This is a genomic window from Shewanella sediminis HAW-EB3 (assembly GCF_000018025.1).
Taxonomy (GTDB): Bacteria; Pseudomonadota; Gammaproteobacteria; order Enterobacterales; family Shewanellaceae; genus Shewanella; species Shewanella sediminis.
On record NC_009831.1, the window covers coordinates 469,759 to 493,372 of the forward strand.

Below are 23,614 nucleotides of genomic sequence, written 5' to 3' on the forward strand. Positions count from 1 at the left end.
GAAAATGATGAGCCAAGAATTTGCACACTTATCGGTACTGTTAACTGAAACGGTAGCAGGCCTAAATATTAAAGAAGACGGTATCTACATCGATGGCACATTTGGTCGTGGTGGTCATTCTCGTGAGGTGCTTAAGCATTTGGGCGAAAATGGTCGTTTAATCGCTATCGATAGAGATCCTCAGGCGATTGCTGCAGCCGAACAGTTTGCCGATGATGCAAGATTTAGCATAGTTCATGGTGGCTTCGGTCAGCTGGCCACCTATGTGGAAGATCTCGGCTTGAAAGGCAAGATCGATGGCGTGCTGCTGGACTTTGGTGTCTCGTCTCCGCAACTTGATGATGCCGAACGTGGGTTTAGTTTTCTGCGTGACGGTCCACTCGATATGCGAATGGATAACTCTCAAGGTGAAACTGCTGCCGACTGGATTGCTCGTGCAGAGATAGAAGATATGGCTTGGGTATTTAAAACCTACGGCGAAGAGAAGAACTCCAGACATATCGCTCGTTGTATCGCCGCCGATAGAGAAAAGACGCCCTTCTTACGAACCAAAGAGTTGGCCGATTTGATTGCCAGGATCAGTAAAAACAAAGAGCGCAACAAGCATCCTGCGACTCGAGTGTTTCAAGCGATTAGAATCTATATCAATAGTGAATTAGAACAGATAGATCAAGCTTTAGAGGGGGCATTAAGCGTGCTTGCTCCCCATGGACGTTTATCTGTGATCAGTTTTCATTCTTTGGAAGACAGAATGGTCAAGCGCTTCATTCGCAGGCACTGCCAAGGTGAAAGCGTGCCACATGGCCTGCCAATAACAGAGGCTGAAATCAATAAAAGCCGTTTACTCAAAGGCATAGGTAAAGCAATCAAACCTTCTGAGGAGGAGGTTGAGCGTAATACCCGAGCTCGCAGTTCTGTGTTGCGTATAGCGGAGCGGTTGGAGTATTAATGGCAGGCGAAATAGCAGTTTCATTGCTATTACCTTGCTTATCCAGATTCGAGGCTGTCGATAGAGGGAGCCGGATTTGAGTAAATCTCAATTGAATCTGCCTCGAATCGTTTTACTCGACTTGTGGCATCACAAGTGGGTGTTGTTACTCGCAATAGCCGTAATGGTGAATGCCATTGCTGTTGTATACACAAGCCACGTGAGCCGCAAGTACATCACTCAGTGGGATCAGATGCTGCAAGAGCGGGATAGGTTGGACATTGAATGGCGTAATTTACTTCTTGAGGAGCAGTCTCAGTCTGAGCACAGCCGGATCACGCGTATTGCGAGCAAAGAGCTCGAGATGAGCCGGCCACTGCCTAAAGAAGAGATTGTGGTAAGAGTGCCATGATAGATTATCAATAAGAAAGTCAAAGAAAAAGAGTTGGTTAGCTCCTCTAGGTTTAAAGTGGAGTGTTGAGGGTATAATGAGCAAACAGGCAAAGCGTAAACAGAAGCCGCAGTTAATCGAATGGCGTTTATATGTCGTTGTTGCCTTCGTATGCCTGCTGTTTACCAGTCTTATCGGTCGTGCTGCTTATATTCAAATCATAGAGCCTGAAAAGCTACGCCATGAAAGTGATATGCGTACGCTTCGTACCACCAGTAGAGAGGTACAGCGTGGACTGATCACCGATCGTAACGGTGAGATGTTAGCCGTGAGTGTGCCGGTAAAGGCGGTATATGCCGATCCTAAGGTCGTCCACGACCGCAATGGTTTTGTCGATATGCGGCGCTGGCAAGCGTTGGCCGATATTCTTCATGAGCCTAAAGAGAAGATACTGAAGCGGGTTCAATCAAATCCAAAGAAACGTTTTACCTATCTTAAACGTCAGGTCACACCGGCTGTTGCGGAATATATCAGTAAGTTAAAGCTACCGGGTGTGTATCTAAAATCAGAATCCCGCCGCTACTATCCGACCAGTGAAATCTCGGCTCAGTTAGTGGGGATCACTAACATCGATGATATTGGCATAGAAGGTATCGAGAATTCCTATAATGATTGGTTAACCGGTACCCCATCGAAACAGAAAGTACGTAAATCGAGGGATGGTCATGTCGTCGAGCGCCTGGATATCGTGCAGGATGGAGACAGTCCAAACGACCTGGTGCTTAGCCTGGATCAGCGCATTCAGCAGTTGGCATACCGTGAGCTGAAAAAAGCGACGGAGATAAATCAAGCGACCTCGGCTTCTATCGTTGTTCTCGATGTACACACAGGGGAAGTGTTGGCTATGGCCAATACACCATCTTATAACCCTAACTCTCGAGATAATCTTCAGGCGTTCAGAATGCGAAATCGGGCGCTTACCGATTCCTATGAGCCTGGCTCGACCATTAAGCCATTTGTTGTCGCTGCGGCACTGGAAGCCGGAACGATTAAATCAGATCAGGTCATTAAGACCTATCCTGGTCGAATGAGGATTGGTGGCAAGGTTGTACGGGACTCCAGGTATTATGGCGACCTTTCTCTTGCGGATGTGTTGGTGCATTCGAGTAACGTGGGCATGGCAAAAATTTCGCTTTCCATGCCTGTCCAGGAGCTATTGGGCGCTTATCAGACAATGGGACTGGGTAATTACTCCGGGATCAATCTTGCGGGTGAGAGTGCCGGACTTATCCATGACCGCAGGCGTTGGTCTGAATTTGAACGTGCGACGCTTTCATTTGGTTATGGGCTTATGGTAACACCGCTTCAATTAGCCAGGTTGTATGCCACCTTAGGGAGTAAAGGTGTCTTATATCCCGTCTCTATCTTAAAGCTAAAGCAGCAACCCGAGGGGGAGCAGGTCATTTCACCGGAGATTGCACAGAGCGTGATGGAGATGCTCATCGGTGTCACAGAAAAAGGTGGCACGGCGACCAAAGCCCATATTGAGGGCTATCCGGTCGCAGGAAAAACAGGTACGGCCCGTAAAGCGGTTGCCGGCGGTTACGGTGAGGATTATGTTGCCATTTTTGCGGGTGTTGCCCCTGTACATAATCCTGAATTGGCGATTGTTGTCGTAGTGAATGAGCCCAAAGGTGACAGGTATTACGGTGGTGATGTTGCCGCTCCTGTGTTCGCCTCAGTTATGTCAGGTGCTTTACAGATGCTTAATATTGAACCTATTTCATCGAGAGAAAAGGTACGTCTAGCGGGTACAACGAGGAGAACTGAGTGATGCTATTACGTGATTTGTTAGCCCCTTGGTTCCATTATGCGGGTTCGGAAAGCTTCAATAAGCTGACTTTAGATAGTAGGGCTGTGGGCCCGGGGGATCTCTTTATTGCCATCCCCGGTCATCAAGCCGATGGCCGAAAGTATATTCGTTCTGCCGTACAACAAGGTGCTGTGGCATCACTGGTTCACACCGATGACCCTGAGAGTCATGGAAAATGTGTCGATGATGAAGGAAAACAGATCTTATTCTTCCAGCTTAATCGCCAACTGTCAGCTTTAGCGGCTCAAGCATATCCACTTAGCGCAGAACGTTTGAAGTTGGTCGGTGTAACAGGCACTAATGGTAAAACATCGATAACCCAACTTATGGCCCAGCTGGTTACCTTATTGGGAAAACAGAGTGCGGTGATGGGCACCCTGGGCAATGGCCTTTGGGGTGACTTAGTCGATAGCGGTAATACGACAGCCGATGCAATCACCATGATGGCTCAGCTTCAGGAGTTTGATGCCCAAGGCGCCGAGTTATGCGCGATGGAAGTCTCGAGTCATGGTTTGATTCAGGGAAGAGTCGAGGCCGTTCCCTTCGATGTGGCGGTATTTACGAACTTAAGCCGCGATCATCTGGATTATCATGGGACCATGCAGGCTTATGGCGATGCGAAGAAACGATTATTTAACTTTCCCTCGTTAAGCTCTGGCTTGATCAATCTTGATGATGAGATTGGTAAGCAATGGCTAGCCGAACACGATACGGGGAAATATACCAGTTTCAGTATTCATGGTGAGCCGGCTTCGATTGAAAACTCAAAAGCCATCTACACCCAAAATAACCATTTCCATCATCAGGGGGTCGATGCAAAATTAGTCTGGCCTGGTGGCCATGCCGATCTGTGTTCACCATTATTAGGCTCATTTAACCTGTCTAACCTCATTGCCGCGCTGGGCGCCTTGTATTTGCTTGGCTTCGATATGCATTCATTAGTTGCCGTGGTGCCTAAGTTACAAGCCGTTGCCGGACGCATGGAGCGATTTACCACCCCAGATGATGTCACTATTGTCGTCGATTATGCACACACTCCCGATGCCATCGAGCAGGCCCTTAAGGCATTAAGAGGTCATTGTGACGGTGAGCTGTGGTGTCTGTTTGGTTGTGGTGGCGATCGTGATAAAGGCAAGCGACCATTGATGGCGCAAGCCGCAGAAAAATATGCGGATAGAGTGGTGGTGACTAGTGACAATGCCAGAAGCGAGCAACCCGATGTCATCATTAACGATATTCTGGAAGGATTAACCGCACCCGATAAGGCGTTAACACAAGTGGATCGAGAAGTGGCTATTCGTCAAGTGGTGGCAAATGCCAAGGCGGGAGACTTAGTGTTATTAGCCGGGAAAGGGCATGAAACCTATCAGGAAATAGCTGGAGTTCGCCGGCAATATGATGAGCGTGCGCTGGCACGTGAACTTTCCGAGGCTCAAGTATGATCCCGTTAACGTTATTGCAATTGAGCCATCGATTAGATGCGCGCCTCATCGGTCCTGATACCGAAATTGCCTATGTTTGCAGTGATAGTAGAAGCATTCCGCCCCAGACTTTGTTTGTTGCACTGAAAGGCGAGAGATTCGACGGCCATGACTTCGCTCATTTAGCGGTCGAAAATGGCGCTAATGCGCTTCTGGTGACCCATGAATTACCTCTGGATCTCCCCCAACTGATAGTGAAAGACACTCAGAAAGCCATGGGAGAGATAGGGGCATACCTGCGAGAAGTCATTCAGCCTAAGTCGATAGCGCTAACCGGTTCAAATGGAAAAACAAGTGTGAAAGAGATGGTCGCGACCATCCTCTCCCAGAGACATAAGGTGCTCTACACTGCCGGCAATTTTAATAATGAAATTGGTGTCCCCCTTACCCTGCTTCGTTTGGAGGAGGGAGATGAGTTTGGTGTGTTCGAACTTGGGGCGAATCATCGCGGCGAGATCGACTACACCTCGTCACTGGTTAAGCCTGATGTTGCTTTAGTCAACAATGTTGCCTCGGCTCACCTCGAAGGCTTTGGTTCATTAGCCGGGGTCGCAGCTGCCAAGTCTGAGATATTTAATCATCTGAGCCCTGACGGGACGGCAGTGATTAATGCCGATGATTCATTCGCTCGGGTGATGAAAGAGGCGGCAAGTGAACATAAGCAGCTAACTTTTGCTATCGAAGCTGCAGCCGATCTTCAAGGAAGCGGGCTCGAACCCGATCTGCTGGGTCGCTATTGCTTCAAGATGAGTTACCTGAACCAAGAAGTTTCGGTGACATTGCCCTTGTCTGGTCGCCATCAAGTGAGCAATGCTCTGGCAGCCGCAGGGATCTGTTTAACCTTGGGCCTGCCTCTGAGTGAGATCGTTTCAGGCTTGTCTTTGCTCGAGCCGGTGAAAGGTAGAATGTTACCAACTCAGCTCGGTCGGGTGCGAGTGATTGACGATAGTTATAACGCAAATCCTGCATCGGTTAGCGCTGCAATTGACTGGCTTCAAGAAATTGATGGATATCGCTGTTTAGTGCTGGGTGATTTGGGAGAATTAGGCGACAATGCGTCCCTTTTGCATACTGAGCTGGGTGAGCTTGCAAAAATAAGAGGGATAGAAGCACTGTTCTCATTGGGTGAACTAAGCGCAAATGCCAGTACCGCCTTTGGTGGTGTTCATCATCAAGAGTTAGAACAAGTAGTAAATAATTTAGTTAATCATATTAATCAGTTGCAAGGTGATGTGACGGTTTTAGTCAAGGGCTCACGCAGTGCCAAAATGGAACGCGTGGTTGAGGCCTTAATAGTTGCCTATGGGCGCGGGGAGTTTGTTTAATGCTGGTCTATCTGGCGGAGTATTTAACTCAGTTTTATTCTGGGTTTAACGTTTTTTCTTATGTAACGTTTAGAGCCATTCTAGGTCTGTTAACTGCCTTGATATTTAGTCTTTGGTGGGGACCGAAGATGATTGAACGTCTGCAGATGCTACAGATTGGCCAAGTTGTACGAAATGATGGTCCGGAATCTCATTTCAGTAAGCGTGGCACGCCGACGATGGGCGGTATTCTGATCTTAGCCGGTGTGTTTATTAGTGTGCTGCTTTGGGGAGACCTTGCCAGCCGTTATGTGTGGGTCGTTTTGTTCGTGCTTGCAAGCTTTGGCTTGATTGGCTTTATCGATGATTACCGTAAAGTGGTTCGAAAAGATACCAAAGGTTTGATTGCCAAGTGGAAGTATATCTTACAGTCACTTGCCGCATTGGTCATCGCATTTTATCTCTATGCATCAGCGGATTTAGTCGGAGAAACCCAGCTCGTTGTACCTTTCTTTAAAGATATTATGCCTCAGCTCGGTGGCTTCTTTATCGTTTTGGCTTACTTCACCATAGTGGGGTCGAGTAATGCGGTCAATTTGACCGACGGGCTTGATGGTTTAGCAATCATGCCTACGGTTATGGTCGCCGCGGCTTTTGCGTTAATTGCCTATCTTTCGGGCCATGTTCAGTTTGCAAATTACCTTCACCTGCCGTATCTGCCTGGTGCCGGAGAGTTGGTGATTGTCTGTACCGCAATCGTAGGTGCTGGCCTAGGTTTCCTCTGGTTTAACACCTACCCTGCACAGGTCTTTATGGGGGATGTAGGCTCTCTGGCGTTAGGGGCTGCACTCGGTGTGATAGCCGTATTGGTACGTCAGGAGATCCTGCTGGTGATCATGGGGGGCGTCTTCGTTATGGAGACGGTATCAGTCATTTTGCAGGTTGGTTCATACAAGTTACGTGGACAAAGAATTTTCCGTATGGCACCTATTCATCATCATTATGAGTTGAAAGGCTGGCCAGAGCCCAGAGTGATTGTTCGTTTTTGGATTATCTCTCTGTTTTTAGTTTTACTTGGCCTGGCCACGCTGAAATTAAGGTAGTCGGGTATGAATTTAGATATGAGATCGCAGTTTGTTGCTGAACTTTACATCGCTAAACAAGGGTAGCTGAATATGGTTAACCACAAGTCGCACCTGATATTGGGATTGGGAGCCACAGGCCTCTCGGTTGTGCGTTATCTACATGGCCTGGGGATCACTCCCTTGGTTATGGATAGTCGTCAGCAACCTCCTGGTGCGGATAAGTTGGCGGCAGAGTTTCCCGATGTCGAGTTGATCAGTGGCGGCTTCGACTGTCGATATCTGGTGCAGGCGACTCAGATCATTGTCAGTCCGGGCATCGCTATCGATACACCGGAAATCCGAGCCGCGATAGATATGGATATTGAGGTTATCGGCGATGTCGAGCTATTTGCCAGAGCGGTCAAAGAGCGGGATGCTTGCGTTATCGGTATCACTGGATCGAATGGAAAATCTACAGTAACGACCTTAGTGGCTGAGATGGCTAAGGCTGCGGGTATCAATTATGCCGTTGGTGGCAATATTGGTATTCCTGTTTTAGATCTACTCCAGAGCGATATTGAGCTGTATGTATTGGAGCTGTCGAGTTTTCAATTAGAAACAACTCACAGCTTGAATTGTATTTCGGCTACTTGCCTTAATATCAGTGAAGATCATATGGATAGATATAGTGATATCGAAGCATATCGTCAGGCTAAGTTGAGGTTATATTCACAAACCCGGTTCGCTCTGTTTAATCGAGAAGATGAGCTGACTAAACCCAAAGATCCGATGAACCAGAACAGTTTTGGTTTATCTCTGCCCGACAATGATGAGTGGGGAGTCTGCGAGGGCAAGATAGTACACGGTAGTGTAGAGGTTATCAGTCTTCAGGATGTTGCTCTGGTCGGCAGCCATAATCATGCCAATTTGATTGCCGCTATGGCGCTTGCTTATCAAGCCGGTATAGAAAAGGCTGCAATGGTTGAGGTCGCTTCATCGTTTACCGGGCTCGAGCATAGGTTTGAGATGGTCGTTAACCGAAACGGTGTTGCTTACATTAACGACTCTAAGGCGACAAATGTCGGTGCTACTGTGGCGGCTATCGAGGGGATCAGTGAACACCTGGGTGATATCATTTTAATTGCCGGTGGTGATGGAAAAGGAGCGGATTTCAAACCTTTGGTGCCAGTGTTAAAGGCGGTGAGCCATCTCATTACATTAGGTAAAGATGGAGATAAGATCGCCGCCCTGTCCGACAGCTCGATTAGGGTTGATTCTATGGCTGATGCGGTCAATAAAGCCGCACAGTTAGCCATAGCTGGTGATATTGTTTTGTTGTCTCCGGCGTGTGCCAGTTTGGATATGTACAAGAATTTTATGGAAAGAGGCGATGATTTTCGCCGGTTAGCCGAAGGGTTAAGCGCCGAGGCATTAAATGCGTAGCGAAGAGAGACAACTCAACTTATTTGGCACCAGTGTGAATTGGAGTTGGCCAAATTTGTTTAAAGAGCGAGAAGCTCCCGGCATGCAATTATATGACCGCGCCTTACTTTTTGCTGTTTTGTCTCTGATCTGCTTTGGGTTTGTGATGGTGATGTCTGCTTCAATGCCTGAAGCACAAAGCCTGACAGGTAACCCTTATCATTTTGCTATCAGGCATTTTGCCTACCTTGTGGGTTGCGCAGTTATCGCTGCCGTGGTGTTGCGTATCGAGATGAGCCGTTGGCAACAGTTCAGCCCGCTACTGCTATTGATCGTAGGCATTATGTTAGTCGCCGTACTGCTTGTGGGGACGTCGGTGAATGGTGCGACCCGCTGGTTATCCGTGGGGCCGATTCGAATACAGGTGGCTGAACTGGCTAAGTTTGCCTTTACCATCTACATGGCGGGGTATTTAGTCAGACGTCATCAGGAGATACGGGAAAACGCTAAGGGGTTCTACAAACCGATTGCCGTATTTGCGGTTTATGCGTTTCTGATCTTGATGCAACCCGATTTAGGTACAGTCGTGGTGTTATTTGTGGGAACGGTTGGCTTACTTTTCTTAGCCGGAGCTCGCTTGCTGGACTTTTTTGCCTTGATATTGACTGGAGTGATGGCATTTGTGGCCTTGGTGCTTTTAGAGCCCTATAGGATGCGCCGAGTCACCTCTTTTATGGATCCCTGGCAAGATCCGTTCGGCAGCGGTTATCAGCTAACCCAATCTTTGATGGCTTATGGACGAGGCGATTGGTTCGGACAAGGTTTAGGCAATAGTATTCAGAAATTAGAGTACCTGCCCGAAGCCCATACGGACTTTATCTTTGCCGTTATCGGCGAAGAGTTAGGTTTTATTGGCATCGTTGTGGTGCTGTCGGTGCTGCTTTTTGTGGCCCTTAGAGCGATAAAATTAGGCAATTTATGTATTGAGATAGATAAGCCCTTCGAAGGTTACCTTGCTTATGCCATCGGTATTTGGTTCTGTTTTCAGACAGTAGTGAATGTGGGTGCAAGTATTGGAATGCTACCGACGAAGGGGCTCACTCTACCTTTTATTAGTTATGGAGGCAGTAGTCTCTGGGTTATGACCGCCGCAGCTATGATATTGATCCGCATCGATCATGAGCGACGTTTGAGCTCTATTCAAGCTGTGCAGGGGAAAAAAGTTAATGACAACCGTGAATACTGATAAGCGTATTTTGATTATGGCCGGAGGTACCGGCGGCCATGTATTTCCTGCGCTAGCAGTCGCAAAATACCTTTGCCAGCAAGGTTGGCAAGTCAGGTGGTTAGGAACCGCTGAGCGTATGGAAGCGAGGTTAGTTCCTCAGCATGGATTCGATATCGATTTTATCGATATTAAAGGGGTGCGTGGAAACGGATTGCTGCGTAAGTTGGCTGCACCTTTTAAGGTGATACGTTCGATCATGCAGGCCCAGGCTGTGATTAAAGAGTTCAAGCCCGATGTGGTCTTAGGCATGGGAGGCTTTGCCAGTGGACCCGGTGGCGTGGCCGCCAGACTATCGGGGCTCCCTTTAGTATTGCATGAGCAAAATGCGATACCGGGAATGACCAATAAAATTCTTGCTCGAATTGCCAGTCAGGTTTTATGTGCCTTCGAAGATACGTTTGACAATGTAGAGGCAGAGGTTGTTGGAAACCCGATAAGAGAAGAGCTTATCGCCTTGGGCGATAGTAATGTCGACCCCGTTACCGATGACGCATTAAAGGTATTAGTCGTTGGTGGAAGCTTAGGCGCTAAAGTGTTTAACGACCTAATGCCAAGTGTGACAGCTGCGGTGAGTAAGACGCACTCGATTACCGTATGGCACCAGGTAGGTAAGGGTAACCTTCAAGGGGTCAAGGCAGAGTACCAACACCTTGGGCAAGATGGCAGTGTTAATGTTGCCGAATTTATTGATGATATGGAAGCAGCGTACCGCTGGGCCGATGTTGTGCTGTGCCGCTCAGGGGCATTAACCGTCTCTGAGGTGGCAGCCGTTGGCTTACCTAGCCTGTTAGTGCCATATCCACATGCAGTCGACGATCATCAAACCAAAAATGCGCAAGTTTTGGTGCAGGCCGGGGGGGCATTTTTACTGCCGCAGACAATTTTAGATGCAAATAAGCTGATTGGAAAATTGCAAATTTTAGCCTCTGATAGAAACGAATTAGCTCAGATGGGCCTACGAGCAAAAAGTGCAGCGGTATTGGACGCAACACAGAAAGTTGCGAGTGTCTGCATCAGATTAGCTGGAAAGGATTGAAATGAGTAAGAATCAAGAGAAGTATTCACAGTTAAGAAGCATCATCCCGGAGATGAGAAGAGTTAAGCATATCTACTTCGTCGGGATCGGTGGTGCGGGTATGGGAGGAATTGCTGAGGTACTCGTTAACGAGGGGTACAAGTTATCCGGTTCCGATATCGCTGAGAATGCTGTGACACAAAGACTTGCCTCTCTGGGCGCAAAGATCCATATAGGCCATCGAGAAGAGCAGGTGCATGGCGCGGATGTTGTCGTTGTATCGACGGCGATTAGTGCGGATAACCCTGAGCTTCTCGAGGCGCAGGCGCTGAGGATCCCGGTGGTCCAGCGGGCAGAGATGCTTGCCGAGTTAATGCGTTACCGTCATGGTGTCGCCGTTGCGGGAACCCATGGTAAAACCACTACGACCAGTTTAATTGCCAGTGTTTATGGTCAAGCTGAGCGCGATCCTACCTTCGTCATTGGTGGCCTGCTAAACAGTGCCGGTACCAACGCCAGATTGGGACACAGTCGATACCTCATTGCCGAGGCGGATGAGAGTGATGCCAGCTTCTTGCATCTGCAGCCAATGGTTAGCGTTGTGACCAACATTGAAGCGGATCATATGGATACCTATGAGGGAGATTTTGAAAAATTAAAATCTACCTTTATCGACTTCCTGCATAACCTGCCTTTTTATGGCGTCGCAGTAATGTGTATCGACGACCCGGTTGTGCGCGAGTTACTGCCCAAGGTAGGTCGTAAGATAGTGACCTATGGTTTCAGTGAAGATGCAGACGTTCAAGCGCTCAACTTCGTACAGGAAGCGTATCTTAGCCGCTTTACTCTGAGAAGGGCCGGGGTTGAAGATATGGAGGTCGTGGTGAACTTACCCGGCCAACATAATGTGCTCAATGCATTGGCCGCGATTGCAGTTGCTACAGAAGATGAAATTGATGATGCGGCAATTATTCAAGCCCTCGCTGACTTCCAGGGTATCGGCCGTCGATTCGAGCAGTTAGGTTGTTTCGATACCAATAAGGGGGAGATGGTGTTGGTTGATGATTATGGTCATCATCCCAGCGAGGTTGCTGCAACGATTAAAGCCGCTAAAGCCGGTTGGCCGGAAAAACGTCTGGTCATGGTCTATCAACCTCACAGATATAGCCGTACACGGGACCTTTACGATGACTTTGTCGAAGTCCTGTCTCAAGTGGATTGTCTGTTGTTACTGGATGTCTACGCAGCGGGAGAGTCTCCGGTACCGGGGGCCGATAGCCGCGCGTTATGCCGGTCCATACGTCAACGAGGCCAGCTCGACCCCATTTTTGTCTCCGATAGTGAACAACTGCTCAGTTTACTGCCGGATGTTCTCCAAGCGGGAGATCTTGTATTGACTCAGGGAGCTGGAAATATCGGGGCGATAGCTAAACAGTTATCTCTATCGAGCCTTGGTTTCGATTTAGCGGCTTCAGGAACGGGTAAGGAATAAATTTGAAAGATATCTCATTGCCGATGTACCGGATTTTGACCCCACGAATAAGGGCTATATAATGGCCGGTTTTCTGTGGTTCATTAGTATATTAACGTTTTCGTTAAAATATAGATTAGGGTTGAATATCTGTGTCTTGGGCTGAGGTTGGTCAAAGGTGGAAATTGAGGCTGGTGCAGGTCGATTGGTATCTGTGTCTTGGGCTCCTGTTTTTGCTCTTGGTAGTAATCAGTTTATCGATGGGAGCTTGGAAACTTAATCTGATAGTTAATGACGCCGACGCATTGCCTATCGAGGCTGTGGCAATCAGAGGAGAGCGTGCCAGAACCTCTGATGAAGAGATACAGGTCGCATTACAGGATCTGATGAAGAGAAGCTTTTTCTCGGCAGATGTCAATCAAGTGCAGGATGCATTAGAGGCGTTGCCCTGGGTTTACCAGGCTTCGGTACGGCGTGAATGGCCTGCAAAGTTAAAGGTATACCTGGTTGAGCAACAAGTCGTCGCCCATTGGAATGGAGATGCCTGGCTCAATATTCATGGGCAGATATTCGATGCACCTAAAAGATCTGATATTGGGGCTTTGCCTCTGCTTGCCGGCCCGGAAGGGCAATCGAAAGTGGTATTAACCACATATCGGCAAGTTAGCGAGTTGTTGAAGATAAATGGTTTCAAGTTAGACAGTCTAAGTTTGAGTCCGAGACATGCATGGCATGGTTCATTGGATAACGGAATTATGCTCGAGCTAGGCAGAGAAGATAAAATGGCAAGGATACAAAGATTTATCAATGTGTATCCGACACTGGTTAAGCAGTCAAAGCCAGTTGCCAAGGTAGATTTGCGCTACGACACCGGATTAGCCGTAGGTTGGGAAAATGCACAGAAAGAGAGCCAGTAAATAATGACCAAGAATCAAGATAGAAATCTGATCGTTGGATTAGACATAGGAACCTCAAAGGTTGCTGTGATCATAGGTGAAGTGCTACCCGATGGTGAGATCAGTGTTGTCGGGTTAGGGAATCATCAGTCCAGAGGCATGGACAAAGGTGGTGTAAACGATCTTGATTCTATTGTGCGCAGTGTACAGCGTGCGTTAGATCAGGCCGAGTTAATGGCCGATTGCCAAGTTTCATCAGTATATTTGGGTATTTCTGGTAAGCATATAGATTGTCAGAATGAAAACGGCATGGTCTCAATCAATGATGAAGAGGTCACGCAGGATGACGTCGACAATGTGATTCACACGGCGCGTTCGGTAAAAATTCCTACTGAGCGCCGCATATTGCACGTGTTGCCACAAGAATATGCAATCGATGTACAGGACGGCATTAAGAGCCCTATCGGTATGTCAGGTATGCGTATGGAGGCAAAGGTTCATATTGTTACATGCGCGAATGATATGGCAAAAAATATTACCAAGAGTGTCGAGCGATGTGGACTCAAGGTCGATGACTTAGTGTTTTCTGCCATTGCATCTGCTGACTCAGTTTTGACTAATGATGAGAAGGACTTAGGTGTCTGTCTAGTCGACATCGGTGGTGGGACAACAGATCTGGCGGTATATACCAACGGTGCATTGCGTCATTGCGCTGTGGTGCCAGTTGCCGGTAATCAGGTGACTAACGATATCGCGAAGATTTTCAGAACGCCACTTTCTCATGCGGAACAGATTAAGGTTCAATTTGCCAGTGCTCGTAGCGCCATGGTTAGCCGTGAAGACAGTATTGAAGTTCCTTCTGTCGGTGGAAGGCCGTCCAGAACCATGTCCAGACATACTTTGGCAGAAGTGGTTGAGCCTAGGTATCAAGAGCTTTTTGAATTAGTACTGAAAGAATTAAGAGACTCTGGTCTAGAAGACCAGATCGCAGCTGGTATCGTCCTAACAGGTGGAACATCCTCCATTGAAGGGACGGTTGATGTGGCTGAAGCCACATTTGGTATGCCAGTGAGAGTAGCAACACCACTACCTGTGAAAGGGTTATTTGAATATGTGGATCAGCCCATATATTCGACCGGGGTAGGCTTGTTACACTATGGAGCAAGAAGGGTCGTCGAGCGTCAGTTTGAGCGTCCTGAGCGTCAAGGGGTTACCAGTCTTTGGAATCGGGTTCAAAGCTGGTTTAAAGGTGAGTTTTAATAGCTTAAGAAGATGAGCTAAAGGCTTAGTCGATTAGCTGTTTTACATATAACGCAGGCAAAACGGAGAGAAGACCATGTTTGAGATCATGGATAGTCATACTGATGAAGCGGTGATTAAGGTCATCGGTGTCGGTGGCGGTGGTGGCAATGCCATCGAACATATGGTTAAACACAACATCGAAGGTGTTGAGTTTGTTGCAACCAATACAGATGCACAAGCATTAAGAAAATCTTCAGCAGGATCAACCATTCAACTTGGACGTGATATCACTAAAGGGTTGGGAGCGGGGGCAAACCCAGAAATTGGTCGCCTGGCAGCCGAGGAAGATAAAGAAAATATCAGAAATGCCATTAAAGGTTCTGACATGATCTTTATTGCCGCGGGTATGGGTGGCGGTACGGGTACAGGTGCTGCGCCAGTTGTTGCTGAAGTTGCTAAAGAAGAAGGCATCTTAACCGTTGCCGTAGTAACTAAGCCTTTCCCGTTCGAGGGAAAGAAGCGCATGTCTTATGCCGATCAAGGTATCGCTGAGCTTGCCAAGCATGTGGATTCGTTAATTACCATTCCTAACGAGAAACTACTGAAAGTATTAGGCCGTGGTACGTCATTGTTAGATGCTTTTGCCGCGGCAAATAACGTATTGCTGGGTGCTGTTCAAGGTATCGCAGAACTGATCACTCGACCTGGTCTGATCAACGTGGATTTCGCCGACGTGAAAACTGTGATGTCAGAGATGGGTAATGCCATGATGGGTACGGGTGTAGCCAGTGGTGAAGACCGTGCCGAAGAAGCAGCCGAAGCGGCTGTTGCCAGTCCTTTGCTGGAAGATATCGATCTTGCCGGGGCTCGTGGTGTACTTGTTAACATTACGGCCGGTATGGACATGAGCATTGAAGAGTTTGAGACAGTGGGTAATCACGTTAAAGCTTATGCATCTGATAATGCTACAGTCGTCGTGGGAGCGGTAATCGATCCTGAAATGAGCGATGAGTTGCGTGTGACCGTAGTTGCTACCGGAATTGGTGCAGAAAAGAAGCCTGATATTCAGTTGGTGACTAAACCTGCTCCGCGTCCAGAGCCAATAGTGACACCAGAAGTTCGTCCAGAGACAGCATCTGAAGAGATGATAGCTCAGCCAATGGTGACAGGAAATGTTGTGCCAGTTGCTCAAACTGCACCAGCACCAGCACCAAAAAATGAAGCAGATTATCTGGATATCCCAGCATTCTTGCGTAAGCAGGCTGATTAAATGTAGTTTTGGTGTACAGCTTTTAATTGAGCTGTCTACGTTTTGCTAAGGCGACTTTTTCAGTTTCGCGATAGTGATGGTTAGTAGAATTTTGGCTAATTTGCAAAGATATGTTAGCATATCCGACCAGCCACGCCTGTATGTAGGGAATTATCCTATACAGGTTTTGAGCTTTTTTGTTGAGATGAACGGGTAATAGAATGATTTTTCAAAGAACTGTTAAAGAAATGGTTAAAACCACTGGAGTCGGATTGCATTCCGGCAATAAGGTGACTTTGAGCATCAAACCCGCACCCGTTAATACAGGTATCGTACTCGTGCGCACCGATCTTGAACCTGCAGTGGCTATTCCAGCCAAAGCCGATTTAGTTCGTGAAACGACTATGTGTACGGCACTTGTCAATGATGAAGGTGTACGTATCTCAACAATTGAGCATCTGTTCGCAGCCCTTGCGGGCCTTGGTATCGACAACGCCGTTATTGAAGTCGATGCCCCGGAGATCCCAATCATGGATGGCAGCGCCAGCCCATGGGTATTCCTACTTCAATCAGTAGGGATTCAAGAGCAAGCGTCGGCTAAGAAATACCTGAGAATCAAAAATACTGTGCGTGTTGAAGATGGTGATAAATGGGCTGAACTAAAACCCTTTAAAGGTTTTAGAGTCGATTTTGCAATCGACTTTAATCACCCCGAAATCGCCCGTAGTCAACAACACATGGTAATGGATTTTTCTACTTCAGCATTTGTGCGCGATATAAGTCGAGCGAGAACATTCGGCTTTATGCGTGATATCGAATACTTGAGAGCTAACAATTTAGCCCTGGGTGGAAGTATGGAAAATGCAGTTGTGCTTGACGAATATCGTGTCCTCAACCCCGATGGTCTGCGTTATGAGGATGAATTCGTTAAACATAAGATTTTAGATGCTTTCGGTGATCTCTATGTTGCTGGTTATGCCATTGTTGGTGAATTCTGTGCATTCAAAACCGGGCATGCATTAAATAACCAATTAGTGCGCGCCTTGTTAGCGCAGCAAGATGCCTGGGAGCTTGTCAGCTTCGAAAAAGACGAAGCACCTGTGAGCTTCTCTGTACCAACAGGTGCAGCAGTGTTCACTTAATCGATAGGTTAAGAGAACTCAGAGTTACTTAATTGCTAACGCTAAGATTGCCTTGAACGGCTGGCTAATGCAGCCAGCCGTTTTAGTTTCTCTGCCAAAGAACCCTCCGTATGTTCGGCTAATGCTTCAATATGGCTTGCAGCTGTTTCGCTGATGTGATGTTGAGGGATTTTGGGCTTTGTTTCATACAAAACCAGACTCGGGTTGACTTTAACTTCGATAGCGGTGAGCATGGGTAGCGTTTCGGCTTGTAGCTGTTGTAAAATTTTGGCTTTTTGGAAGTTTATTCTTGCGGCCCATGCAGCTGAAGTCGTTTCAATAACAAGAACACCCTGTCGAAGATTTGCAACTTTTAGTTGCTGCGACACCGGACCAGCTAACACCTGTTTCACGTAATGATTCAAGTGTAATAGAAGTTCTGCTTTTTCAGCAAGATTAGGCATTTGCCCTTGCTGATGCAGTAATTGGCTTAGGTCCTGCGGGGGCTTTTTCATATGATAACAAAATGGCTTAATTAGGCTATGAGTGTAACAGTTTTTATTCAAGGTCGAAATGGCGCCTCTCGATGGCAGCCTGGTAAACGTTGGCTGTTGTTACCTGTTCTATTAATAGCAGCAGGTTCAGGGCTATATCAGCACAGCGCCAAACAAATTCTGCAACAGCAGACCAATGTCGATAATGAGCGAGTTGCGCGTGAAGCGCAAAAAAATGAGCTCATAGAGCTTAAAGGTGCGACAGAAGCCCAACTGGCTATGCTCGTAACTCACGTTGCCCGCATACAAGCGAAGGTGACTCGTCTTGAAGCTCTCGGTCAGCAAGTTGCAAAAAATAATCAATTAGAAGATCAATTTGATTTCTCTTCCGAAGTCGGTGTGGGTGGCCTGAGTGAATTAGGTGCCAATATCGAGCTCGACCAGCTTATCGCAGACATGGATAAGTTAGTATCACGAATAGATAACAATAATGTTCAACTTTCAATACTTGAAACAGTATCATCTAATCTCCATATAGATGAAGAACGTTATATATCTGGGCGGCCCATCCAAAAAGGATGGTTATCATCGCCCTACGGTTTACGAAATGACCCTTTTAATGGACGGAGGACTTTGCATAAAGGCATCGACTTCGCCGGAAAAGAGGGAACCAATGTGGTCGCTACCGCTGGCGGCGTGATCACATGGGCAGGCAAAATGTTTGGCTATGGTGAGCTTGTAGAGATAGATCATGGAAATGGTTTACGAACTCGTTATGGACACAATAAGTCTTTGTTAGTAACCGTAGGTGATGTTATCGCCAAAGGCGAGAATATCGCCAAAATGGGAAGTACCGGGCGCTCGACCGGACCCCATGTGCATTATGAAGTGTTGCGGGGTGGACAGCAGATAGATCCGCAGAAATTTGTCTACCGCAAAGCAGGTTAATATAAAATTAGGCTTTTGACTCAATCGGGACTTGGCCAACAACATAAAAAGTGGTTCAGATGTTTGGTAAAATACTGACAAAATTATTTGGTAGTCGTAACGATCGCACACTTAAATCTCTTGGCAAAACTGTCACAAAGATTAATGCACTTGAAGATGAATATGAAAAGCTGACTGACGAAGAGTTAAAGGCTAAGACTACTGCCTTTCGTGGTCGTTTAGAGTCTGGTGAGACTTTAGATGATGTGATGTCTGAAGCTTTTGCCGTTGTACGCGAAGCGTCTAAGCGTGTTTTTGAAATGCGTCATTTCGATGTTCAAATGCTGGGTGGTATGGTACTGGATAGTAACCGTATCGCTGAGATGAGAACGGGTGAAGGTAAAACACTTACCGCAACACTACCGGCTTATCTGAATGGTTTGACGGGTAAAGGTGTTCACGTTATTACGGTCAATGACTATTTGGCACGTCGTGATGCTGAGAACAACCGTCCGCTTTTTGAGTTTCTTGGGCTCTCTGTTGGTATTAATGTCGCGGGTCTTGGCCAGCAAGAGAAGAAAGCTGCCTACGATGCCGATATTACTTATGGTACTAACAACGAATTTGGTTTCGATTATCTTCGTGACAACATGGCCTTTTCGCCACAAGAGCGTGTTCAACGCCCACTTCACTATGCACTGATCGATGAAGTCGATTCGATTCTTATCGATGAAGCAAGAACGCCATTGATCATCTCAGGTGCCGCAGAAGACAGCTCTGAGCTCTATACCAAAATTAATACCCTTATTCCGCATCTTGTCCGTCAAGACAAAGAAGATACGGAAGAGGAGATCGGCGATGGTGATTACTCTATCGACGAGAAGGCTAAACAAGTTCACATGACTGAACGTGGACAAGAGAAAGTTGAAGTGCTGCTTACCGAACGCGGAATGTTGGCCGAAGGTGACTCTCTATATTCAGCTGCAAATATCTCTCTATTGCATCATGTTAATGCCGCGCTGCGTGCTCATACTCTTTTCGAAAAAGATGTTGACTATATCGTCCAGGATAACGAAGTTATCATTGTCGATGAGCATACCGGTCGTACTATGCCGGGTCGCCGTTGGTCTGAAGGTCTTCATCAAGCGGTAGAAGCGAAAGAAGGCGTTCATATTCAAAATGAAAACCAAACTCTTGCATCTATTACTTTCCAGAACTTCTTCCGCCAATATGAGAAGTTAGCGGGAATGACAGGTACAGCCGATACTGAAGCGTTCGAATTCCAACACATCTATGGATTAGATACGGTAGTTATTCCAACCAACAGACCTATGGTTCGTAAAGACCATGCCGATCTCGTGTATTTAACTCCTGATGAGAAATACGCTGCGATTATTGAAGATATTCGGGGCTGTCGTGAACGTGGTCAGCCAGTGCTTGTGGGTACCGTTTCAATTGAGCAATCGGAACTGCTTGCACGATTAATGAAGCAAGAGAAGATCCCTCACGAAGTATTGAACGCAAAATTCCATGAACGTGAAGCCGATATCGTTGCCCAAGCGGGTCGAACCGGTGCGGTAACCATTGCCACCAACATGGCGGGTCGTGGTACCGATATCGTACTCGGTGGTAACTGGGCGATGGAGATCGAGGTTCTTACTAACCCAACTGATGAACAGAAAGCCAAGATTAAAACAGACTGGCAGGTTCGCCATGACGAAGTCGTTGCTGCTGGTGGATTGCATATCCTGGGTACAGAGCGTCATGAGTCTCGCCGTATCGATAACCAGTTACGTGGTCGTTCTGGTCGTCAAGGTGATGCCGGCTCTTCACGCTTCTACCTTTCAATGGAAGATAGCCTGATGCGTATCTTTGCTTCAGACCGTGTCTCTTCAATGATGAAGAAGTTAGGTATGGAGAAAGGTGAGGCGATAGAGCACCCTTGGGTTTCTCGAGCTATTGAAAACGCACAACGTAAAGTTGAAGCGCGTAACTTCGATATTCGTAAGCAGTTACTTGAGTTTGATGATGTAGCCAACGATCAGCGTCAAGTTGTCTATGCACAGCGAAATGAACTGATGGATGCTGAGAGTATCCAGGACACTATCGTTAATATTCAGGCCGATGTGGTTAATGGTCTCGTCGATCAATATATTCCTCAGCAATCTGTTGAGGAACTATGGGATGTACCTGGCTTACAAACACGTCTGGAGCAAGAGTACGGGTTGAAAATGCCAGTGCAGGAGTGGCTGGATAAAGAAGATGATCTTCATGAAGAAACGCTTCGTGAGCGAATTGTCGATACTTGGGTGAAATCATACCAAGCTAAAGAAGAGATGGTTGGCGAGCAAGTTCTACGTCAATTTGAAAAAGCTGTCATGCTACAAACACTCGACGGTTTGTGGAAAGAGCATTTGGCTGCCATGGATCATCTGCGTCAAGGCATTCATCTTCGTGGCTATGCACAGAAGAACCCAAAGCAGGAATACAAGCGTGAATCGTTTGAGCTGTTCCAGCAGATGTTAGAAACACTGAAACACGATGTCATCAGTGTTCTATCTAAGGTTCAAGTACAAGCTCAGTCAGATGTAGAAGAGATGGAAGAACGCCGCCGCCAGGAAGATGCCAAAATCCAACGTGATTACCAACATGCTTCAGCAGAAGCTATAGTCGGAGCTGAGGAAGCTGAATCTTTGTCTGCACACACTCCGGTTGTGCGGGAAGGTGAAAAGGTTGGCCGTAATGATCCTTGTCCATGTGGTTCAGGGCGTAAGTATAAGCAGTGTCACGGCAAGCTGACATAAGCATCTCTATTCGATAGAAGATTATTAAAGGCCACTCAATGAGTGGTCTTTTTTATTTCTCCGACTAGCGCATGAGCGGCGTGTATGAACAATATTAACTCCAGACACTATATGTGGTGCCGTTTCGCTGAATTTCACAGTATCTGTTATCCTGCTCATTTGTTGGTTATTTCGACGGCTTCAAGGTCTGTTGTGGATAAGTTTGGGGGTAATTGGTGGGTATTGTGTGGCTATCTTAAAAGATCGAATAAATATCATTTTTTCGATAAAAAGGGGTTGTGCTCTGCTCTGAGTTCCCTATAATGCGCAACCACTGACACGGCACAGCAGGCATACAGCCTACATCTCGTAAGAGAGTGCAGTTGAAGTTGAGTTAACTTTTTAACGAAAGATAACTCAGGCAGAAAGCCTTTAAGGTTTTCATTTGTCATTCTCTTGTATAAGAAAAAGACACTTGAAAAACTTCTTAAAATTAGCGCTTGACGCCAACAACGGGAAGTGTAGAATACGCATCCCTAAGCCAACGACCTAGCGTCTAACGGCAGCATCTGAAAAATTGATGCTACGCTCTTTAACAATTTATCAAGTAATCTGTGTGGACACTCACAGGTGTTGAGTTATTCGAAACTACTTCTCACGAAGTAGTCAAAAATTTTACTCAATGTAACGATGAGTGTTCATAGCAATATGTACAAACGTTTTTAAGATTCTTCCGAGTCTTTTAAACGAAATCAGAATTCATTGAGCCGGTTCTTAGGAACCAACAAAACTTTAATTGAAGAGTTTGATCATGGCTCAGATTGAACGCTGGCGGCAGGCCTAACACATGCAAGTCGAGCGGAAACGGAGATAGCTTGCTATCAGACGTCGAGCGGCGGACGGGTGAGTAATGCCTAGATATCTGCCTAGTCGTGGGGGATAACAGTTGGAAACGACTGCTAATACCGCATACGCCCTACGGGGGAAAGGAGGGGACCTTCGGGCCTTTCGCGATTAGATGAGTCTAGGTGGGATTAGCTAGTAGGTGAGGTAATGGCTCACCTAGGCGACGATCCCTAGCTGTTCTGAGAGGATGATCAGCCACACTGGGACTGAGACACGGCCCAGACTCCTACGGGAGGCAGCAGTGGGGAATATTGCACAATGGGCGAAAGCCTGATGCAGCCATGCCGCGTGTGTGAAGAAGGCCTTCGGGTTGTAAAGCACTTTCAGCGAGGAGGAAAGGTAGGTAGTTAATAACTGCTTGCTGTGACGTTACTCGCAGAAGAAGCACCGGCTAACTTCGTGCCAGCAGCCGCGGTAATACGAGGGGTGCAAGCGTTAATCGGAATTACTGGGCGTAAAGCGTACGCAGGCGGTTTGTTAAGCCAGATGTGAAAGCCCCGGGCTCAACCTGGGAATTGCATTTGGAACTGGCAAACTAGAGTCTTGTAGAGGGGGGTAGAATTTCAGGTGTAGCGGTGAAATGCGTAGAGATCTGAAGGAATACCGGTGGCGAAGGCGGCCCCCTGGACAAAGACTGACGCTCATGTACGAAAGCGTGGGGAGCAAACAGGATTAGATACCCTGGTAGTCCACGCCGTAAACGATGTCTACTCGGAGTTTGGTAACTTAGTTACTGGGCTCCCAAGCTAACGCATTAAGTAGACCGCCTGGGGAGTACGGCCGCAAGGTTAAAACTCAAATGAATTGACGGGGGCCCGCACAAGCGGTGGAGCATGTGGTTTAATTCGATGCAACGCGAAGAACCTTACCTACTCTTGACATCCAGAGAATTCGCTAGAGATAGCTTAGTGCCTTCGGGAGCTCTGAGACAGGTGCTGCATGGCTGTCGTCAGCTCGTGTTGTGAAATGTTGGGTTAAGTCCCGCAACGAGCGCAACCCTTATCCTTATTTGCCAGCACGTAATGGTGGGAACTTTAGGGAGACTGCCGGTGATAAACCGGAGGAAGGTGGGGACGACGTCAAGTCATCATGGCCCTTACGAGTAGGGCTACACACGTGCTACAATGGTCGGTACAGAGGGTCGCAAAGCCGCGAGGTGGAGCTAATCCCACAAAGCCGGTCGTAGTCCGGATCGGAGTCTGCAACTCGACTCCGTGAAGTCGGAATCGCTAGTAATCGTAGATCAGAATGCTACGGTGAATACGTTCCCGGGCCTTGTACACACCGCCCGTCACACCATGGGAGTGGGCTGCACCAGAAGTAGATAGCTTAACCTTTCGGGGAGGGCGTTTACCACGGTGTGGTTCATGACTGGGGTGAAGTCGTAACAAGGTAGCCCTAGGGGAACCTGGGGCTGGATCACCTCCTTACCTATACGACTAACTTAATGTTTGTTGAGTGTTCACACAGATTACTTGATAGAAGAAAGAGCAAAAATACGTTGGGTCTGTAGCTCAGCTGGTTAGAGCGCACCCCTGATAAGGGTGAGGTCGGTGGTTCAAGTCCACTCTGACCCACCAATATCTTTCCTTATCTTGCTTGATAAGAAACGATTTGGTTATACGTATATTTGTTTGACTGCATGTAAATGGGGCTATAGCTCAGCTGGGAGAGCGCCTGCCTTGCACGCAGGAGGTCTGCGGTTCGATCCCGCATAGCTCCACCATTTACTTACTTTTTTGCTGAAATTGTAAGCTCA

17 protein-coding genes, 2 tRNA genes and 1 rRNA gene are annotated in these 23,614 nt (G+C 47.3%); 19 read left to right on the top strand and 1 reads right to left on the bottom strand.

Annotated features, from left to right (window positions below):
- The first annotated feature begins 7 nt into the window (after nucleotides 1–7).
- The 14 genes from rsmH (at nucleotide 8) to lpxC (ending at nucleotide 16,766) form a co-directional block, all read left to right on the top strand.
- On the top strand, nucleotides 8–949 hold the full coding sequence (gene rsmH / locus SSED_RS02065) for a 16S rRNA (cytosine(1402)-N(4))-methyltransferase RsmH (protein WP_041421494.1): 942 nt from the start codon (nucleotides 8–10) through the stop codon (nucleotides 947–949).
- Between the two features lie 76 nt (nucleotides 950–1,025).
- The gene (gene ftsL, locus SSED_RS02070) at nucleotides 1,026–1,340 is read left to right on the top strand and encodes a cell division protein FtsL (RefSeq protein ID WP_012140753.1); all 315 of its coding nucleotides are present in this window, start codon (nucleotides 1,026–1,028) and stop codon (nucleotides 1,338–1,340) included.
- Between the two features lie 76 nt (nucleotides 1,341–1,416).
- A complete protein-coding gene (locus SSED_RS02075; RefSeq protein ID WP_012140754.1) occupies nucleotides 1,417–3,153 on the top strand; it encodes a peptidoglycan glycosyltransferase FtsI in 1,737 nt (578 codons plus the stop codon).
- Nucleotides 3,153–4,634 (top strand): UDP-N-acetylmuramoyl-L-alanyl-D-glutamate--2,6-diaminopimelate ligase, encoded by a 1,482-nt coding sequence (gene murE, locus SSED_RS02080; protein WP_012140755.1) that lies wholly within the window; start codon nucleotides 3,153–3,155, stop codon nucleotides 4,632–4,634. The genes SSED_RS02075 and murE overlap by 1 nt, the downstream gene beginning before the upstream one ends.
- Nucleotides 4,631–5,998 carry a UDP-N-acetylmuramoyl-tripeptide--D-alanyl-D-alanine ligase gene (locus SSED_RS02085; protein WP_012140756.1) on the top strand — a complete coding sequence of 456 codons (1,368 nt, stop codon included), beginning with the start codon at nucleotides 4,631–4,633 and terminating at the stop codon, nucleotides 5,996–5,998. The genes murE and SSED_RS02085 overlap by 4 nt, the downstream gene beginning before the upstream one ends.
- Complete coding sequence (gene mraY, locus SSED_RS02090; protein ID WP_012140757.1) at nucleotides 5,998–7,080, top strand: phospho-N-acetylmuramoyl-pentapeptide-transferase; 1,083 nt, start codon at nucleotides 5,998–6,000, stop codon at nucleotides 7,078–7,080. The genes SSED_RS02085 and mraY overlap by 1 nt, the downstream gene beginning before the upstream one ends.
- Nucleotides 7,081–7,152: 72 nt before the next feature.
- Complete coding sequence (gene murD, locus SSED_RS02095) at nucleotides 7,153–8,484, top strand: UDP-N-acetylmuramoyl-L-alanine--D-glutamate ligase (protein ID WP_012140758.1); 1,332 nt, start codon at nucleotides 7,153–7,155, stop codon at nucleotides 8,482–8,484.
- Nucleotides 8,477–9,709, top strand: coding sequence for a cell division protein FtsW (ftsW, locus tag SSED_RS02100; protein WP_012140759.1), 1,233 nt, complete (start codon nucleotides 8,477–8,479; stop codon nucleotides 9,707–9,709). The genes murD and ftsW overlap by 8 nt, the downstream gene beginning before the upstream one ends.
- Nucleotides 9,690–10,787 (top strand): undecaprenyldiphospho-muramoylpentapeptide beta-N-acetylglucosaminyltransferase, encoded by a 1,098-nt coding sequence (murG, locus tag SSED_RS02105; RefSeq protein ID WP_012140760.1) that lies wholly within the window; start codon nucleotides 9,690–9,692, stop codon nucleotides 10,785–10,787. Before ftsW ends, murG begins: the two co-directional genes overlap by 20 nt.
- Before the next feature lies 1 nt (nucleotide 10,788).
- On the top strand, nucleotides 10,789–12,258 hold the full coding sequence (murC, locus tag SSED_RS02110; RefSeq protein ID WP_012140761.1) for a UDP-N-acetylmuramate--L-alanine ligase: 1,470 nt from the start codon (nucleotides 10,789–10,791) through the stop codon (nucleotides 12,256–12,258).
- 131 nt (nucleotides 12,259–12,389) lie between these two features.
- A complete protein-coding gene (locus SSED_RS02115; RefSeq protein ID WP_012140762.1) occupies nucleotides 12,390–13,154 on the top strand; it encodes a cell division protein FtsQ/DivIB in 765 nt (254 codons plus the stop codon).
- A gap of 3 nt (nucleotides 13,155–13,157) precedes the next feature.
- Nucleotides 13,158–14,393, top strand: a complete 1,236-nt coding sequence (gene ftsA / locus SSED_RS02120; protein WP_012140763.1) for a cell division protein FtsA — start codon at nucleotides 13,158–13,160, stop codon at nucleotides 14,391–14,393.
- A 76-nt stretch (nucleotides 14,394–14,469) separates the two neighbouring features.
- Nucleotides 14,470–15,645 carry a cell division protein FtsZ gene (ftsZ, locus tag SSED_RS02125; RefSeq protein WP_012140764.1) on the top strand — a complete coding sequence of 392 codons (1,176 nt, stop codon included), beginning with the start codon at nucleotides 14,470–14,472 and terminating at the stop codon, nucleotides 15,643–15,645.
- Nucleotides 15,646–15,845: 200 nt separating this feature from the next.
- Nucleotides 15,846–16,766 (top strand): UDP-3-O-acyl-N-acetylglucosamine deacetylase, encoded by a 921-nt coding sequence (lpxC, locus tag SSED_RS02130; RefSeq protein WP_012140765.1) that lies wholly within the window; start codon nucleotides 15,846–15,848, stop codon nucleotides 16,764–16,766.
- Nucleotides 16,767–16,807: 41 nt separating this feature from the next.
- On the opposite strand, the gene SSED_RS02135 is transcribed toward lpxC, so the two are convergent.
- Nucleotides 16,808–17,260 (bottom strand): DUF721 domain-containing protein, encoded by a 453-nt coding sequence (locus SSED_RS02135; RefSeq protein ID WP_012140766.1) that lies wholly within the window; start codon nucleotides 17,258–17,260, stop codon nucleotides 16,808–16,810.
- A 27-nt stretch (nucleotides 17,261–17,287) separates the two neighbouring features.
- On the opposite strand from SSED_RS02135, the gene SSED_RS02140 reads away from it, so the two are divergent.
- From SSED_RS02140 to SSED_RS02160, 5 genes are all read left to right on the top strand, one after another.
- Entirely contained in the window at nucleotides 17,288–18,187 is a 900-nt protein-coding gene (locus SSED_RS02140) for a M23 family metallopeptidase (RefSeq protein WP_012140767.1), read from the top strand.
- Between the two features lie 59 nt (nucleotides 18,188–18,246).
- Nucleotides 18,247–20,970, top strand: a complete 2,724-nt coding sequence (gene secA, locus SSED_RS02145; RefSeq protein WP_012140768.1) for a preprotein translocase subunit SecA — start codon at nucleotides 18,247–18,249, stop codon at nucleotides 20,968–20,970.
- A gap of 772 nt (nucleotides 20,971–21,742) precedes the next feature.
- A 16S ribosomal RNA gene (locus SSED_RS02150) occupies nucleotides 21,743–23,285 on the top strand.
- 73 nt (nucleotides 23,286–23,358) lie between these two features.
- Nucleotides 23,359–23,435 (top strand) — tRNA-Ile (locus SSED_RS02155).
- Between the two features lie 70 nt (nucleotides 23,436–23,505).
- Nucleotides 23,506–23,581 (top strand) — tRNA-Ala (locus SSED_RS02160).
- The last annotated feature ends 33 nt before the right edge of the window (nucleotides 23,582–23,614 follow it).

Coding starts and splice junctions, on each gene's coding strand:
- rsmH (WP_041421494.1), top strand. CDS start 8: ATGAGCCAAGAATTTGCACACTTATCGGTACTGTTAACTGAAACGGTA.
- SSED_RS02075 (WP_012140754.1), top strand. CDS start 1,417: ATGAGCAAACAGGCAAAGCGTAAACAGAAGCCGCAGTTAATCGAATGG.
- murE (WP_012140755.1), top strand. CDS start 3,153: ATGCTATTACGTGATTTGTTAGCCCCTTGGTTCCATTATGCGGGTTCG.
- SSED_RS02085 (WP_012140756.1), top strand. CDS start 4,631: ATGATCCCGTTAACGTTATTGCAATTGAGCCATCGATTAGATGCGCGC.
- mraY (WP_012140757.1), top strand. CDS start 5,998: ATGCTGGTCTATCTGGCGGAGTATTTAACTCAGTTTTATTCTGGGTTT.
- murD (WP_012140758.1), top strand. CDS start 7,153: ATGGTTAACCACAAGTCGCACCTGATATTGGGATTGGGAGCCACAGGC.
- ftsW (WP_012140759.1), top strand. CDS start 8,477: ATGCGTAGCGAAGAGAGACAACTCAACTTATTTGGCACCAGTGTGAAT.
- murG (WP_012140760.1), top strand. CDS start 9,690: ATGACAACCGTGAATACTGATAAGCGTATTTTGATTATGGCCGGAGGT.
- murC (WP_012140761.1), top strand. CDS start 10,789: ATGAGTAAGAATCAAGAGAAGTATTCACAGTTAAGAAGCATCATCCCG.
- ftsA (WP_012140763.1), top strand. CDS start 13,158: ATGACCAAGAATCAAGATAGAAATCTGATCGTTGGATTAGACATAGGA.
- ftsZ (WP_012140764.1), top strand. CDS start 14,470: ATGTTTGAGATCATGGATAGTCATACTGATGAAGCGGTGATTAAGGTC.
- lpxC (WP_012140765.1), top strand. CDS start 15,846: ATGATTTTTCAAAGAACTGTTAAAGAAATGGTTAAAACCACTGGAGTC.
- SSED_RS02135 (WP_012140766.1), bottom strand. CDS start 17,260: ATGAAAAAGCCCCCGCAGGACCTAAGCCAATTACTGCATCAGCAAGGG.
- SSED_RS02140 (WP_012140767.1), top strand. CDS start 17,288: ATGAGTGTAACAGTTTTTATTCAAGGTCGAAATGGCGCCTCTCGATGG.
- secA (WP_012140768.1), top strand. CDS start 18,247: ATGTTTGGTAAAATACTGACAAAATTATTTGGTAGTCGTAACGATCGC.